Annotated in this window: 17 protein-coding genes; 9 read left to right on the forward strand and 8 right to left on the reverse strand. The window is 60.2% G+C overall.

Annotated features, from left to right (window positions below; all coding sequences use genetic code 11):
* The first annotated feature begins 1 nt into the window (after window position 1).
* Window positions 2-526, forward strand: a complete 525-nt coding sequence (locus ACFQND_RS03330; RefSeq protein WP_371434596.1) for a gamma carbonic anhydrase family protein — start codon at window positions 2-4, stop codon at window positions 524-526.
* A 39-nt stretch (window positions 527-565) separates the two neighbouring features.
* Window positions 566-1,534 (forward strand): Hsp33 family molecular chaperone HslO, encoded by a 969-nt coding sequence (hslO, locus tag ACFQND_RS03335; RefSeq protein WP_371434597.1) that lies wholly within the window; start codon window positions 566-568, stop codon window positions 1,532-1,534.
* On the opposite strand, the gene ACFQND_RS03340 is transcribed toward hslO, so the two are convergent.
* From ACFQND_RS03340 to ACFQND_RS03365, 6 genes are all read right to left on the reverse strand, one after another.
* On the reverse strand, window positions 1,521-1,961 hold the full coding sequence (locus ACFQND_RS03340) for a hypothetical protein (RefSeq protein WP_371434598.1): 441 nt from the start codon (window positions 1,959-1,961) through the stop codon (window positions 1,521-1,523). The genes hslO and ACFQND_RS03340 overlap by 14 nt on opposite strands.
* Before the next feature lie 7 nt (window positions 1,962-1,968).
* The gene (locus ACFQND_RS03345) at window positions 1,969-2,244 is read right to left on the reverse strand and encodes a septum formation initiator family protein (RefSeq protein ID WP_371434599.1); all 276 of its coding nucleotides are present in this window, start codon (window positions 2,242-2,244) and stop codon (window positions 1,969-1,971) included.
* A gap of 103 nt (window positions 2,245-2,347) precedes the next feature.
* Window positions 2,348-3,631 (reverse strand): phosphopyruvate hydratase, encoded by a 1,284-nt coding sequence (eno, locus tag ACFQND_RS03350; RefSeq protein WP_371434600.1) that lies wholly within the window; start codon window positions 3,629-3,631, stop codon window positions 2,348-2,350.
* A 53-nt stretch (window positions 3,632-3,684) separates the two neighbouring features.
* Window positions 3,685-3,975, reverse strand: a complete 291-nt coding sequence (locus tag ACFQND_RS03355) for a DUF1330 domain-containing protein (protein WP_371434601.1) — start codon at window positions 3,973-3,975, stop codon at window positions 3,685-3,687.
* A 135-nt stretch (window positions 3,976-4,110) separates the two neighbouring features.
* A complete protein-coding gene (gene kdsA, locus ACFQND_RS03360) occupies window positions 4,111-4,968 on the reverse strand; it encodes a 3-deoxy-8-phosphooctulonate synthase (RefSeq protein WP_371434602.1) in 858 nt (285 codons plus the stop codon).
* A 2-nt stretch (window positions 4,969-4,970) separates the two neighbouring features.
* Window positions 4,971-6,662 carry a CTP synthase gene (locus ACFQND_RS03365; RefSeq protein ID WP_371434603.1) on the reverse strand — a complete coding sequence of 564 codons (1,692 nt, stop codon included), beginning with the start codon at window positions 6,660-6,662 and terminating at the stop codon, window positions 4,971-4,973.
* A 101-nt stretch (window positions 6,663-6,763) separates the two neighbouring features.
* Here ACFQND_RS03365 and coaBC point away from each other — a divergent pair, with 101 nt between their 5' ends.
* The 4 genes from coaBC (at window position 6,764) to ACFQND_RS03385 (ending at window position 9,617) form a co-directional block, all read left to right on the forward strand.
* On the forward strand, window positions 6,764-8,059 hold the full coding sequence (coaBC, locus tag ACFQND_RS03370; RefSeq protein ID WP_371434604.1) for a bifunctional phosphopantothenoylcysteine decarboxylase/phosphopantothenate--cysteine ligase CoaBC: 1,296 nt from the start codon (window positions 6,764-6,766) through the stop codon (window positions 8,057-8,059).
* Entirely contained in the window at window positions 8,056-8,472 is a 417-nt protein-coding gene (locus tag ACFQND_RS03375; RefSeq protein ID WP_371434605.1) for a hypothetical protein, read from the forward strand. Before coaBC ends, ACFQND_RS03375 begins: the two co-directional genes overlap by 4 nt.
* Window positions 8,469-8,915 (forward strand): dUTP diphosphatase, encoded by a 447-nt coding sequence (dut, locus tag ACFQND_RS03380; RefSeq protein WP_371434606.1) that lies wholly within the window; start codon window positions 8,469-8,471, stop codon window positions 8,913-8,915. Before ACFQND_RS03375 ends, dut begins: the two co-directional genes overlap by 4 nt.
* A gap of 174 nt (window positions 8,916-9,089) precedes the next feature.
* The gene (locus ACFQND_RS03385) at window positions 9,090-9,617 is read left to right on the forward strand and encodes an outer membrane lipoprotein (protein WP_371434607.1); all 528 of its coding nucleotides are present in this window, start codon (window positions 9,090-9,092) and stop codon (window positions 9,615-9,617) included.
* 59 nt (window positions 9,618-9,676) lie between these two features.
* Here ACFQND_RS03385 and ACFQND_RS03390 read toward each other — a convergent pair whose 3' ends face one another.
* A complete protein-coding gene (locus tag ACFQND_RS03390; protein WP_371434608.1) occupies window positions 9,677-10,201 on the reverse strand; it encodes an FKBP-type peptidyl-prolyl cis-trans isomerase in 525 nt (174 codons plus the stop codon).
* A gap of 14 nt (window positions 10,202-10,215) precedes the next feature.
* Here ACFQND_RS03390 and ACFQND_RS03395 point away from each other — a divergent pair, with 14 nt between their 5' ends.
* The 3 genes from ACFQND_RS03395 (at window position 10,216) to ACFQND_RS03405 (ending at window position 12,532) form a co-directional block, all read left to right on the forward strand.
* Window positions 10,216-11,454 (forward strand): JmjC domain-containing protein, encoded by a 1,239-nt coding sequence (locus ACFQND_RS03395; protein ID WP_371434609.1) that lies wholly within the window; start codon window positions 10,216-10,218, stop codon window positions 11,452-11,454.
* Between the two features lie 17 nt (window positions 11,455-11,471).
* Entirely contained in the window at window positions 11,472-11,987 is a 516-nt protein-coding gene (locus tag ACFQND_RS03400) for a hypothetical protein (RefSeq protein WP_371434610.1), read from the forward strand.
* Between the two features lie 263 nt (window positions 11,988-12,250).
* Entirely contained in the window at window positions 12,251-12,532 is a 282-nt protein-coding gene (locus tag ACFQND_RS03405) for a hypothetical protein (RefSeq protein WP_371434611.1), read from the forward strand.
* Between the two features lie 108 nt (window positions 12,533-12,640).
* On the opposite strand, the gene ACFQND_RS03410 is transcribed toward ACFQND_RS03405, so the two are convergent.
* On the reverse strand, window positions 12,641-14,041 hold the full coding sequence (locus ACFQND_RS03410) for a sigma 54-interacting transcriptional regulator (protein ID WP_371434612.1): 1,401 nt from the start codon (window positions 14,039-14,041) through the stop codon (window positions 12,641-12,643).
* Between the last annotated feature and the right edge of the window lie 15 nt (window positions 14,042-14,056).

A 14,056-nucleotide genomic window follows, 5' to 3' on the forward strand; every position in this document is an offset into this window, starting at 1 on the left:
CATGGCGATTTACCAGCTGGACAACCTGACCCCATCCATCCATGCCTCTGCCTGGGTAGCCGAAGATGCCCAGGTCCTGGGCAACGTGACGCTCGCAGAAGACAGCAGTGTCTGGTTTGGCGTGGTGATACGCGGCGACACCGAGACGATTACCGTGGGGCGTGGCTCCAATATCCAGGACAACAGCGTTTTGCACGCCGACCATGGCCTGCCGCTGGTCGTTGGCGAGAATGTCACCGTCGGCCACCAGGTCATGCTGCATGGCTGCACCATAGGCGACAACTCGCTGATCGGCATTGCGGCCGTGGTGCTTAATGGCGCAAAAATAGGCAAGAACTGCCTGGTGGGCGCGGGCTCGCTGGTGACCGAGGGCAAGGAGTTCCCGGACGGTTCCATGATCCTGGGCAGCCCTGCCAAAGCCGTGCGCCAATTGACCCCCGAGCAGATTGAGGGTTTAAAAATGAGCGCGAAGCACTATATAGACAACGCGAACCGCTACAAGTCAGGGCTCAAGAAGCTGGCTTGAGCCTATTTTTTTCACCTTTTCCCTGTTTCTCCCCCTGATATGTCTGAACTTCATAAATTTATCTTTGACGGCTTGCCAGTGCGCGGCATGCTCGTGCGCCTGACGGATTCCTGGCAGGAAATCCTCAAGCGCAGGCAAGCTGCTGGCGGCTACCCGGTGGAGGTCATGCACCTGCTGGGTGAAATGGCGGCGGCAGGCACGCTGATGCAGGGCAATATCAAATTCAACGGCGCGCTGGTGCTGCAGATCCTGGGCGATGGCCCGGTCAAACTCGCGGTGGCTGAAGTCCAGCCCGACCTGAGCCTGCGTGCGACCGCCACCGTGACGGGTGTGGTTGATGCCGGCAGCTCCCTGAGCCAGCTGGTCAATGTGAACAACGAAGGGCGTTGTGCCATCACGCTGGACCCGAAAGACAAGCTGCCCGGGCAACAGGCCTACCAGGGTGTGGTGCCGCTGTTCGGTGACCAGCGTGAAAAAATCGAGAGCCTGGGTGAAGTGCTGGAGCACTACATGCTGCAGAGCGAACAGCTCGATACCAAACTGATCCTGGCGGCGGACGGCAATGTGGCAGCTGGTTTGCTGGTACAGCGCCTGCCGGTGAAAGGCCAGGGCAACCTGGAAGGGCAAATCGACAGCGATGCCAATGAAGACCAGATAGGCATCAACGAGGATTACAAGCGCATCGCCATGCTGGCGGGAACGCTCAAACGCGAAGAGCTGTTGACGCTTGATGCCGACACGATTTTGCGCCGCCTGTTTTGGGAAGAGCCCATCACCCGGTTTGAACCCCTGACACCCAGCTTTGCCTGCAATTGCTCGCGTGAGCGCGTCGGCAACATGCTGCGCGGCCTGGGGCCAGAGGAAGTTGAAAGTGTGATTGCCGAGCGTGGCAACGTCGGTGTGACCTGCGAGTTCTGCGGCGCGCAGTACGATTTTGACCCGGTGGACGCGGCGCAGATATTTACCCACCCCGGCCGCCAGCACCCCCCGCCTGCTACGGTGCAGTAATCAGCCGTTTCGCCAGCAGGTCGGTGAGCAGCCTGTGCTCACACTGCGGGTCGCTGCATTTGTCGCACACCCAGATCCAGGGCCTGTTGTTTTTCGTCGGTGAGCGCGGGTCGGCTCCCGTGAGTCGCTTTTCGATGAGCCCCAGGGCCTGGGCCAGGCGCTCTTCCATGGAACCATACAGTACGTCATAGACGGTGCCGGCGCGGGTCAGTGCTGCCCGGATTGTCTGGTCTGCGGCATGTATGTCCTCTGCCTGGGACTCCAGTCCCATGAGCAGGATGAGGGCGTTGTTGTCTTGCGTTGCCGGGTCGGCAAGCCCTACGGCAGCAGGCCAGCCGGCCTTGTTGAGTGCCTGCGTCAGTGCCGCGGCCAACCGGGATTTTCCGCTGCCCGGTGCACCAGCCAGCGTCACATTCAAAACCGTCACGTGTGGTTTATTTTGTGACCTGCACAAAAATCTCATTGGGCTTGACCATGCCCAGCTCGCTGCGCGCCTTTTCTTCAACCATTTCCATGCCTTCTTTCAGGTCCCTGACCTCGGCTGCCAGCTGGTCGTTGCCGGCCTGGGCACTCGCATTTTTTGCATTTTGCTCATTCAGCCGGTGCTGCATCTCCTGCACACTGGGAATGCTGCCCCGGCCCATCCAGAGTTGCGCGTGGAGCAGCACCAGCAGCGCAATCAGGATAGCCGGGACGAAGCGTGAGCTCATGCCTAATCTGGAGAGTGATGTTTCGTCGCCGGGCCGCCCCAAGACGAAACGCGGCCCCCTCGGGGGGCAGCGAACGACACGGAGTGCGCGAGCGTGGGGGTCATTACTTCAGGTTGTAAAACGCTGCACGTCCGGGATAGGTCGCAACATCACCCAGGTCTTCTTCTATGCGCAGCAACTGGTTGTACTTGGCCATGCGGTCAGAGCGCGACAGCGAGCCGGTCTTGATCTGGCCGGCATTGGTGCCGACGGCGATGTCGGCAATCGTGGTGTCTTCGGTCTCGCCGGAGCGGTGCGAAATCACGGCGGTGTACCCGGCGCGCTTTGCCATCTCAATTGCGGCGAAGGTTTCGGTCAGGGTGCCGATCTGGTTGATCTTGATCAGGATGGAGTTGGCAATGTGCTTGTCGATGCCTTCCTTGAGGATCTTGGTGTTGGTGACAAACAGGTCGTCACCGACCAGCTGCACTTTTTTACCAAGGCGCTCGGTCAGGATTTTCCAGCCGTCCCAGTCGCCTTCGGCCATGCCGTCCTCAATGCTGATGATGGGGTATTTGTCGACCCAGGTGGCCAGGATATTGGTCCACTCGGTGGCGTCCAGGCTCAGGCCTTCACCGGACAGCACGTACTTGCCGTCCTTGTAAAACTCCGACGCGGCGCAGTCCAGGCCCAGGGCGATCTGCTCGCCGGCCACAAAGCCGGCTTTGTCGATGGCTTCCAGGATCATCTGGATAGCCGCTTCATGGCTGGGTACGTTGGGTGCAAAACCGCCTTCGTCACCGACAGCCACGCTCATGCCCTTGTCGTGCAGGATTTTTTTGAGCGCATGGAAAACCTCGGCGCCATAACGCACGGCTTCGCGAAAGCTCGGTGCGCCCACAGGAATGATCATCAACTCCTGCAGGTCCAGGTTGTTGTTGGCGTGTGCGCCGCCGTTGACCACGTTCATCATGGGCACGGGCATCTGCATGCCGCCGCTGCCGCCAAAGTAGCGGTAGAGCGGCAGGCCGGCTTCTTCGGCTGCTGCCCGTGCCACGGCCATGCTGACGGCCAGCATGGCATTGGCGCCCAGGCGGGATTTGTTCTCGGTGCCGTCCAGGTCAATCATGGTGCGATCGAGGAAGGCCTGTTCGCTGGCGTCCAGGCCCAGCACGGCTTCCGAGATCTCGGTGTTGATGTGCTCAACCGCCTTGAGCACGCCCTTGCCTAGGTAACGCGATTTGTCGCCGTCGCGCAATTCGATGGCCTCTCGCGAGCCGGTGGAGGCGCCGGAAGGCACAGCCGCACGGCCCATGACGCCGGACTCCAGCAGCACGTCACATTCAACGGTGGGGTTGCCACGGCTGTCGAGAATTTCGCGGCCGACGATATCAACAATTGCGCTCATTTAGGTTCTTTCAAATCAAAAAATCAAAAATTACAAAACCGGATCCATACGCCTCAAACGCCTTCGACCACGACCATGCGCATGATGGCTGCACCTTGCCGGGCTGCGCGGGCTTTGCCGTATTCGGGCGAGGCATCAAAAGTTTTGGCTGCTTCGACGCTGGGAAACTTCAGAATCACCAGCCGGTCGGGCGACCAGTCGCCCTCCAGTACCTGAACCTTGCCGCCCCGTACGCAGACTTCGGCGCCGTGTGCCTGCATGGCTGCAGACGACCACTTTTTGTACTCTTCGTACTGCACCGGATTGGTGACATTGACGTTGGCAATGATGTAAGCACTGCTCATGGAGCCCCCACGCTTGTCGCTTCGTGTACTACGTTGCCCCTCGAGGGGGTTATTTTTCCTGGGGGCGGCCCGTCGGAAAAATGGCTGCGCCTGTCCTGGATATCAATGGTGAATTGTCGAGCGGCGTCTCGCATGCTAAGCTCCAAAGTCGTTTTCGAGGTAGCCGTTTTTCTTGGTAACCCGGTCCAGCTCAAGCAGGGTCTCAAGCAGGGCCTTCATGTGCTTGAGGGGAACGGCGTTGGGGCCGTCGCTCATGGCCTTGGCCGGGTCCGGGTGGGTTTCCATGAAGAGGCCGGCGACACCAACGGCGACCGCCGCACGCGCCAGCACAGGCACCATCTCGCGCTGGCCGCCGCTGCTGGTGCCGTTGCCACCGGGCAACTGCACCGAGTGGGTGGCGTCAAACACCACGGGCGCCCGGGTCTCGCGCATGATGGCCAGGCTGCGCATGTCGGACACCAGGTTGTTGTAGCCAAAACTGGCACCGCGCTCGCAGGCCATGAAACGGTCTTCGTCCAGGCCTTTTTCGCGCGCGGCGGCACGGGCCTTGTCGATGACGTTTTTCATGTCACCGGGCGCCAGGAACTGACCTTTTTTGATGTTGACCGGCTTGCCCGATTGCGCGACCGCGTGGATGAAGTCGGTCTGGCGGCACAGGAAGGCCGGCGTCTGCAACACGTCAACTACTGCGGCTACCGTGGCAATGTCAGCTTCGGAATGCACATCCGTCAGGATGGGCAACCCGAGTTCGCGTTTGACCTTGGCCAGAATTTCCAGGCCCTTGTGCATGCCTGGGCCGCGAAAACTCGTGCCGCTGGAGCGGTTGGCCTTGTCGTAGCTGGACTTGAAGATAAATGGAATGCCCAGCGATGCGGTGATTTCCTTCAGCGTGCCGGCGGTGTCCATCTGCAACTGTTCGGACTCCACCACACAGGGGCCTGCAATCAGGAAAAACGGCTGATTCAGGCCTATGTCAAATCCGCAGAGTTTCATGGTCAGGCCACAACTTTAAGGGGTTTTCCGGCAGATTTGTTGTCCTGGCCTGCCGTGGTGCGCTGCTGTAGCGCAGCGGCAATGTAGGCATTGAACAGCGGGTGGCCGTTCCAGGGCGTGGACTTGAATTCAGGGTGGAATTGCACGCCCATGAACCAGGGGTGGACGTCCTGCGGCAACTCGACGATTTCCGTCAGGTGCTCGCGCTGTGTCAGTGCGGAAATTACCAGGCCCGACTTGCGCAGCGCATCGAGGTAATTGACATTGGCTTCATAGCGGTGGCGGTGGCGCTCGGTCACCACGTCGCCGTAGATCTTGTGCGCCAGCGTGCCTTTGGAGACATCGGAGCTTTGCGCACCCAGGCGCATGGTGCCGCCCAGATCGGACTTGGCATCGCGTGTCTTGATCGTACCGTCAGCGTCCTTCCACTCGGTGATGAGCGCAATCACGGGGTGCGGGGTGGCCGGGTCGAACTCGGTGCTGTTGGCGTCCTTCAGGCCGGCAACGTGGCGCGCGAACTCGATGGTCGCGACCTGCATGCCCAGGCAGATGCCCAGGTAAGGCATTTTTTTCTCGCGGGCGAAACGCGCCGCGCAGATTTTGCCTTCGACACCGCGCACACCGAAGCCGCCGGGCACCAGGATGCCGTCGAACTTGGTCAGGCGCGAAACGTTGTCGGGCGTGATGGTTTCGGAGTCGACATATTCAATGACCACCTTGGCATGGTTTTTCATGCCGGCGTGGCGCAGGGCCTCATTGAGCGACTTGTAGCTGTCAGAGAGGTCCACATACTTGCCGACCATGGCAATGTTGACTTCAGTTTTCGGGTGTTCGGTTTCGTACACCAGGTCGTCCCAGCGCTTGAGGTTGGCCGGCGGCGTGTTCAGGCGAAGCTTGTCGCAGATCAGTCCATCCAGGCCCTGCTCATGCAGCATGCGCGGGACCTTGTAAATCGTGTCCACGTCCCACATGGAGATCACGCCCCACTCGGGGACGTTGGAAAACAGCGAGATCTTTTCGCGCTCTTCATTCGGGATGCGGCGGTCGGCGCGGCACAGCAACACGTCGGCCTGTATGCCGATTTCACGAAGTTGTTTGGCGGTGTGCTGGGTCGGTTTGGTTTTGAGTTCACCAGCTGCTGCGATCCAGGGCACATAGCTCAGGTGGACAAAGGCGGTGTTGTTGGTGCCCAGACGCAGGCTCATCTGCCGCACGGCTTCCAGGAAGGGCAGGGACTCGATGTCGCCGACAGTGCCGCCTATCTCGACAATGGCAACGTCCACGGCGTCGGGTGTTTCAAAACCGGCGCCGCGTTTGACGAACTCCTGGATTTCATTGGTGACGTGCGGGATGACCTGCACGGTTTTGCCAAGGTAGTCGCCGCGGCGTTCTTTTTCAAGCACGCTTTTGTAGATCTGGCCCGTGGTGAAATTGTTGGCCTTGCGCATGCGCGTTTCGATAAAACGCTCATAGTGGCCCAGGTCAAGGTCGGTTTCTGCACCGTCATCGGTGACAAACACTTCGCCATGCTGGAAGGGAGACATGGTGCCCGGATCCACGTTGAGGTACGGGTCCAGCTTGATGAGAGTGACGTTGAGGCCGCGCGATTCGAGGAGCGCCGCTAAGGAGGCTGAGGCGATTCCCTTGCCCAGGGAAGACACCACACCGCCGGTGACGAAGACAAATTTGGTCATGTCAGATACGAACCATAAGTTCGCAGAGGTGGGAAATGCTGATTATAAGGGTTGACCCCTGCCCAGGCTGCGGAAAACAGCAAACTGATACATTGCGGGGCATGACGAATCAAGAAAATCCTGCAGTAATTGACCCGGGCCAAGGACCGGCGCTGGACCTTGCGGGCAAACACATCGTGCTGGGCCTATCCGGGGGCATCGCCTGCTACAAGTCGGCCGAGCTGTGCCGCGCCCTCATCAAGGCCGGAGCCACGGTGCAGGTGGTGATGACCGAGGCTGCGGAGCAGTTCATCACGCCGGTGACCATGCAAGCCCTGAGCGGGCGACCGGTTTACACCAGCCAGTGGGACAGCCGCGAGCCGAACAGCATGGCTCACATCAATCTGTCGCGCGAGTCCGATGCCATCCTGGTTGCGCCCATGAGCGCCGACTTCATGGCCAAACTGCTGCATGGCCGTGCAGATGACCTGCTGAGCCTGATGTGCCTGGCGCGGCCCATCGACAAGGTGCCTTTGCTGGTGGCGCCGGCCATGAATCGCGAGATGTATGCGCATCCGGCGACACAACGCAACTTTGTACAGCTTGAGGCGGACGGTGCGCGGGTACTGGGCGTCGGCAACGGTTTTCAGGCCTGCGGCGAGACCGGTGATGGCCGCATGCTGGAGCCGGAGCAGTTGCTGGAAGACGTCATCGCATTTTTTACGCCCAAAACGCTGGCTGGCCAGCGCGTGCTGGTGACGGCCGGGCCGACCTACGAGGCGATTGACCCGGTGCGCGGCATTACCAACCTGTCCAGCGGGAAAATGGGTTTTGCCATTGCCCGGGCTGCACGCGAGGCCGGTGCGGATGTGACCCTGGTTGCGGGGCCTGTGGGCCTACCCACGCCGCGTGGTGTGACCCGTATTGACGTGAAATCAGCAGAAAATATGCTCCAGGCCGTGACAGGTAGCGCGCAGGCAGCTACTGTTTTTATAGCAACTGCGGCGGTGGCCGACTGGCGGCCGAGTGCGCCATCGACCCAGAAAATCAAGAAAGACGGCTCGGGCCAAACGCCGCAACTGGCATTCACGGAGAACGCCGACATTCTGGCAACGGTCGCGCAGTCGGCAGCCGCACTGGCGGGCAAGCTGTTTTGCGTCGGCTTTGCGGCAGAAAGCCATGACCTGCTTGAGAACGCCCAGGCCAAGCGCCTGCGCAAGAATGTGCCGCTGCTGGTTGGCAACATAGGGCCTGACACTTTTGGGCTGGACGACAATGCGCTGCTGCTGGTGGACGAGCGGGGCAGTACCGAGCTGCCCAGGGCGTCCAAGTTGCTGCTCGCCCGGCGACTGGTCCAGGAAATCGCTGGCCGGATGGCTGCACGGCCTGCTTTGGGCCAGAAAGCCAAAGCTTCATGATGCACTCTTCAGACACCCCGCCGGATGGCGACTTTGCGCGCTACGTTGAACGGCTGACGGCCAGCAATGCGGCGCTGGGTACGCGTGAAAACATGCTCCAGCCCAAGGCTGTCCAACAGGTGAGCGCGCCTGCGGCGCCGAGCCCGGCCAAGGCTGCTCTTGAGCCCTTGGCCGGCATCACATTCTTCGCGCATGTGAAGTGGGTGGTTGCGGCATGGATAGGTACACAGCTGCTGGCGAAGCTTGTGCCCGGCCTTGGCTTCCTGTTTGTTCCGGCGCTGCTGGCATATGCCGCATGGGTAATTTTCAGGATCAACCGGAATGCCTCAGGTGCCCCGGCTCAACGTGTTCGTGAATTGCTGCAGCGCGCTGCCGAAGAAGTTAAAAAAGCACAACAGAAAAACACCAAATGAAAATCGACGTCAAGATCCTGGACCCCCGCCTTCAGGGCAATCTTCCCCATTACGCCACGCCCGGCAGTGCCGGCCTGGACCTGCGTGCCTGTCTGGACAAGCCGCTGACGCTGGCTGCGAACGCCTGGCAACTGGTGCCGACCGGTATCGCGATCTACCTGCACAACCCGGGTTATGCCGCGCTCATCCTGCCGCGCTCCGGCCTGGGCCACAAACACGGCATTGTGCTGGGCAACCTGGTGGGCCTGATCGACAGCGATTACCAGGGCCAACTCATGGTGAGCGCCTGGAACCGCAGCGATGTGCCATTCACCATAGAGCCGATGGAACGCATTGCACAACTGGTCATCGTGCCTGTGGCGCAGGCCGAATTTAATGTGGTGACCGAGTTTCCGGCCAGCGAGCGCGGCGAGGGCGGATACGGTTCGACAGGCAAGGCCTAGCAAGGCCTTTTCTTTACATCGCTTTTACAGGCGATCGGCCTGCGCCTACAAGGCGCGTGAGGCCCATCCTAGGTGCATGCCCTCTGTCTGCCGATGGGAAACGGTCTGTGCGGCGGTTTGAATAGGACTATCAGCGGTGATTGCCGCTGTCAATCTTGTTCAAAGGAGAACCCCATGCGTTCATCATTTCGTTTTGGTTCAGCAATTTCGGCCGTTGCCTTGCTTGCCGGCCTGGCCGCTTGCGCCTCGCAACCCATGTATGCCTCGCCTGAGGGATATCCGGGGACAGCTTATCCGGCGGGGAATGCCTATCCCGCCGGCACGGCGTATCCCTCAAGCATGGGGGGCCAGGTAGGCGGGGTGGAATACGGACGGGTGACCAATGTTGAGCTTATCCGTACGCAAGAGCCTGGCCGTCCAGGTGCTGCCGGTGCGGTGATCGGCGGCATTGCCGGTGCGGTGATTGGACACCAGATAGGTCGTGGCACAGGGAAAGACCTGGCCACCATCGCCGGCGGGGTGGGCGGTGCAGTGGCCGGGAACGCCATCCAGAATAGCGGCAACACGCAGGTCCGGGATGTGTATCGTGTTTCCGTACAGGTCGACAATGGCAGCTACCGTGCTTATGACCTGGCGACGCAGGTGGATTTGAGGGCTGGCGACCGCGTGCGGATTGAAAACGGCCAGTTGTACCGCATGTAGCCCCCGGAGACGGTGCTGCACCGCCACGCCGCGCTTGCAGCACCGCCCTGTTGGTGCGGTTAATGCAGGGTATGGTTGCCCGGTTCCATGGGTTCGAGCTTGAAAAAGCCGGTGCCCATGGAGCCTTGTCCTATTTCCGCCTCGGTGGCTTCCCGGACCGACTCCACTTTCAGCGACAGTCGCAAGGCGATACCTGCCAGTGGATGGTTGCCGTCGAGTACAACATGGTCCGGATAAATCTCCGTCACCGTATAGATGCTGTTTTTAGGCATGTCCGGGCTGGTTCCCGCGGGCAGGGCGTTGCCATCAAAGGTCATGCCTTCTTCAAGTTCGGCAGGAAACAGTTTGCGCAGCTCCAGGAAAACAAGGTTTTCGTCATAGTCGCCGAAAGCGTTTTCGGGTTCAAGGTGCAGGTCGGTTTTGTCACCAGCCTCGTGCCCCTGCAGGGCCTCTTCAATTTTTGCGAGCAGGTCGTTGCCGCCCAATAAAAATTCGACGGGCTCGTCCAGTTCGTCCAGTACTTCGCCCAAAGTGTCTTTCAGCGTCCATGTCAGGGCAACGACGCATTGCGGGGTGATTTTCATCCGACAATTGTCCCATGGATGTAAATCAAGCCTTGTCCCTTCTTGCGGGTTTGACGCCCGCGCAATTCATGCGCCGTCACTGGCAGAAAAAACCCCTTCTGGTGCGTCAGGCTTTGCCTGGCTTTAAGCCCGTGCTCAGCCGCGCCGAGCTGTTCAATCTGGCAGCTCGCGAGGAGGTTGAGTCCCGGCTGATCGTCCAGAATAAGACGGGCTGGCGCATGAAGCCGGGCCCTTTTGCAGCACGCAGCCTGCCGCCCCTGAGCCAGGCGGAATGGACCTTGTTGGTGCAGGGCGTGGATTTGCATGATGAAAAGGCACATCAGCTGTTGCAGCAATTTCGCTTTGTACCCGATGCGCGGCTGGATGATCTGATGATCTCGTTTGCCACGCCTGGAGGTGGCGTAGGCCCGCATTTCGACAGTTATGACGTGTTCCTGTTGCAGGCAAGCGGTCGCCGCCGCTGGAAAATCAGCAAACAAAAAGACCTGACGCTGCAGGCCGATGTGCCCTTGAAGATTTTGCAGAACTTCGAGCCCGGGCAGGAATTTGTGCTGGAGGCTGGAGACATGCTGTACCTGCCGCCGCGCTATGCGCACGACGGTATTGCCGAGGCGGCCACAGGCCCTGACGGAAAAACCGCTGATTGCATGACCTATTCCATTGGTTTTCGGGCACCGGCCCGGGGTGAGCTGGCGGCGGAATTGCTGCATCGCCTGGCGGAATTCAGCGAGGATGCGACCGAGGTATCTCCTGGCGATGCTGAAGGGCAGGGCGTGCGCCGGACCAATCGCGGGCCGGTCCTGTATCGTGATCCCGATCAAACCGCAACAGCTACGCCTGCCGAACTGCCTGCGACGCTGGCGACGTTTGCGGCCGAGGCCGTTCTGGAGGCATTGCAGGATCCGCTTGCCGTGGCTTGCGCCCTGGGCGAGTACATGACCGAAGTAAAGCCTTCTGTGTGGTTTGATGCACCCGGCACCGAGTGGGATCCTTCTGATGGTGGTGTGGGCATATGTCTTGATGCTCGGACCCGGATGATGTATGACAAACACCATGTCTTCATGAACGGTGAAAGTTACCGGGCCAAAGGCGCAGATGCCCGCCTGATGCAGCGTCTCGCGGACCAGCGCGCGCTGTCCGCGCGGGAGTTGGGCAAGGCCAGCCCGGACGCGCTGGATTTGCTGGCAGACTGGCATGAAGCGGGATGGGTCCGGGTTGCTTTGCCGTCAGTGGGTTTACCAGAACATTCGTAGATCAGGAGTGCGCCAGCATGGATGCCGAAAGCCTTTCCGATACACCCTTGCCTTCGCTGCTGCAAGGACGTTTCAGCGGGCCTGCAGAATTCGCGGAGATGATTCGCATGGCTTTTGCCACGGCGGCGGCGCAGGGTTGGCGTGAAATCATCCTGAGCGATAGCAGTTTTGAGGATTGGCCGCTGGGCGAGCGGGTGGTGGCGCAATCATTGAACGACTGGTCAAAGTCCGGGCGCAAGCTGACCATGCTGGCCAGGAGCTACGACGAGGTGCTTCGCCGCCATGCACGTTTTGTGACCTGGCGGCGCACATGGGCGCATATTGTCGAGTGCCGGGGCAATACTTCCATTTCTGCTGACGACCTGCCGAGCGCGCTGTGGAGTCCTTCCTGGGTGTTTCAGCGGCTTGACCTGGAGCGCTGCGCCGGAGTTGCCGGCCCGGAGGCCGCGCGGCGAGTGGTATTAAAAGAGCGGCTCGACGAATGCCTGCGCAGAAGCTCGCCTGCCTTTCCCGCAACAACGCTGGGGATTTAATTGCTGTGTATTCGGGCTTGCGCGGAGCCCCGGTGCCCTCCCTGAGCAAGGAAATGCGCGCCTTTTCCTTGCAAACGGGAACTTTTTCATATCCGTAAAACCGGGCTACAATCACAAGTTAGGTAAAAGAGCTCGAGTCCTTTTACCTGGTCAATTAACACCTGAGTTCTCAGTTTTGTTTTTTGACAATTTCCGGAAATTGTTTTCTTTTCAATCATCAAGGATAGTAAAAATGAATAAGTCCCTCGTTTTGGCAGCTCTGGTTGCAGCTGTTGCCCTGGCTGCTTGCGGTAAAAAAGAAGAAGCTCCTGCTGCTGCTCCAGCCGCCGTTGCTCCAGCCCCAGCTCCAGCAGCTGATGCATCCGCTCCTGCTGCTGCCGCAGCCCCTGCAGCTGATGCCGCCGCTGGCGCCGCTTCTGCTGCCGTTGGTGCAGCAACGCAAGCCGCATCTTCCGCTGGCGTTGCAGTTGACGCAGCCAAAGACGCAGCAGCTGCTGCTGGCGACGCTGCCAAGAAGGCCGCTGACGCTGCTAAAGACGCAATGAAGAAGTAATTCTTCGGTCAGTCAAAAAAAGCCGCCGTGAGGCGGCTTTTTTTATGCTTTTCGCGATTAGTGCCTATCTACCCGTAGAAAACGGGAGTGTCATCGGCATTTAGTCCGGTTGAGGGATTCCGGGTTCGCCATTGGTGATCTGGTATTTGCGCATCTTTTCCCAGAGTACTTTGCGGCTGATTCCAAGGAATTGCGCTGTTTCCAGTCGCCGCCACTCCTTGGTTTCCAGTGCGCTGATGATGCGGTTGCGTTCCGTCGCATCCCAGTTTCTGCGCGAAGCAGGCTCGCCTGGTTCGGTGTCGGCGGGGGCGGATCCTGGTGCCGGCGACATGCGGCGGGCCAATGCCAGCGCACGTTCGATCAGCGTCTGGTCCCAGGCGCCCATTTGCCGCACGATCACGCCAACACGTTCCGCCAGGTTGCGAAGTTGCCGAACATTCCCCGGGAAATACATGTCCGCAATGGCGTCGGTCAGCCAATAGGGCAAATCATGCAGGCTCTCGCGATGCGCCTCGCCCATGACCGATGCCATGACAGCCTTGAAAATGGCGATTTTGTCCACCGCTCCCCGGGCTTCCAGTGACGGTACCTGAAGCTCGATCACAGCGAGCCGGTAGAACAGGTCGGCCCTGAAGTCGCCCGACTGCACCAGTTCGCGCAGATCACAGTTGGTTGCGGCTACCAGGCGGAAGTCCAGCTTGATGGGTACAGTCGAGCCCAGGCGGGTCACCACGTTGTCCTCCAGCACGCGCAGCAGCTTGACCTGCTGGTAGCGCGGCAGGTCGCCGATCTCGTCCAGAAAGAGCGTGCCGCCCGTGGCTTGTTCAAAGTAACCCCTGTGCGCATGCACCGCGCCTGTGAAAGAGCCTTTGGCGTGCCCGAAGAAGTGCGACTCGAACAAGCCATCCGGAATGGCGCCGCAGTTCACCGGGACAAATGGTCCCTTGCCGTAGAGGCTGTGCCCCACATGGAGCTGCTGCGCGATCCGTTCCTTGCCTACGCCGGTATCGCCGTGCACCAACACGTTGTGGTCACAGTCGGCGAAGGCCGTTACCTCGCTCAGCAGCGACTGCATGCACTCGGAGTTGGCCACCAGGACATCAGGCCGGTCCGGCGTGGCGTCGTGGGCGCGCAACTGCTGCACGAGTTTGGTCACCAGGGTGCGCAGCTCGGCCCCGGTGAAGTCGAAGGGCAGGATGTGCTGGTATTCCGCCGGATAGAGCCGCGTGTCTCGGTCCCGGTTCGCCGCGGCAACCCAGATGACCGGCATGCCTTGCAGCACCTCGCTTGCCATGGACAATCCACCGCCATCAATCACCGTGACGCTGATGATCGCCACGCCCACCCGGCCCTTGAGACGCTCCTGAGGTTGAGGAATACCGTCGGCGCGGATGACCTCCACGTCGAAGCTGGCCATGCAACGCGCGATGCGATCAAGAACGTCGGCCTTGCCTTCCCAGACATAAAGGTCGAGTTCATCGAAGTGGAATGGGGTTCGCATGTCGGGGTGTCTCTA

Origin of the sequence: Polaromonas aquatica (genome assembly GCF_042659145.1) — a bacterium.
GTDB classification, from domain to species: domain Bacteria; phylum Pseudomonadota; class Gammaproteobacteria; order Burkholderiales; family Burkholderiaceae_C; genus Polaromonas; species Polaromonas aquatica.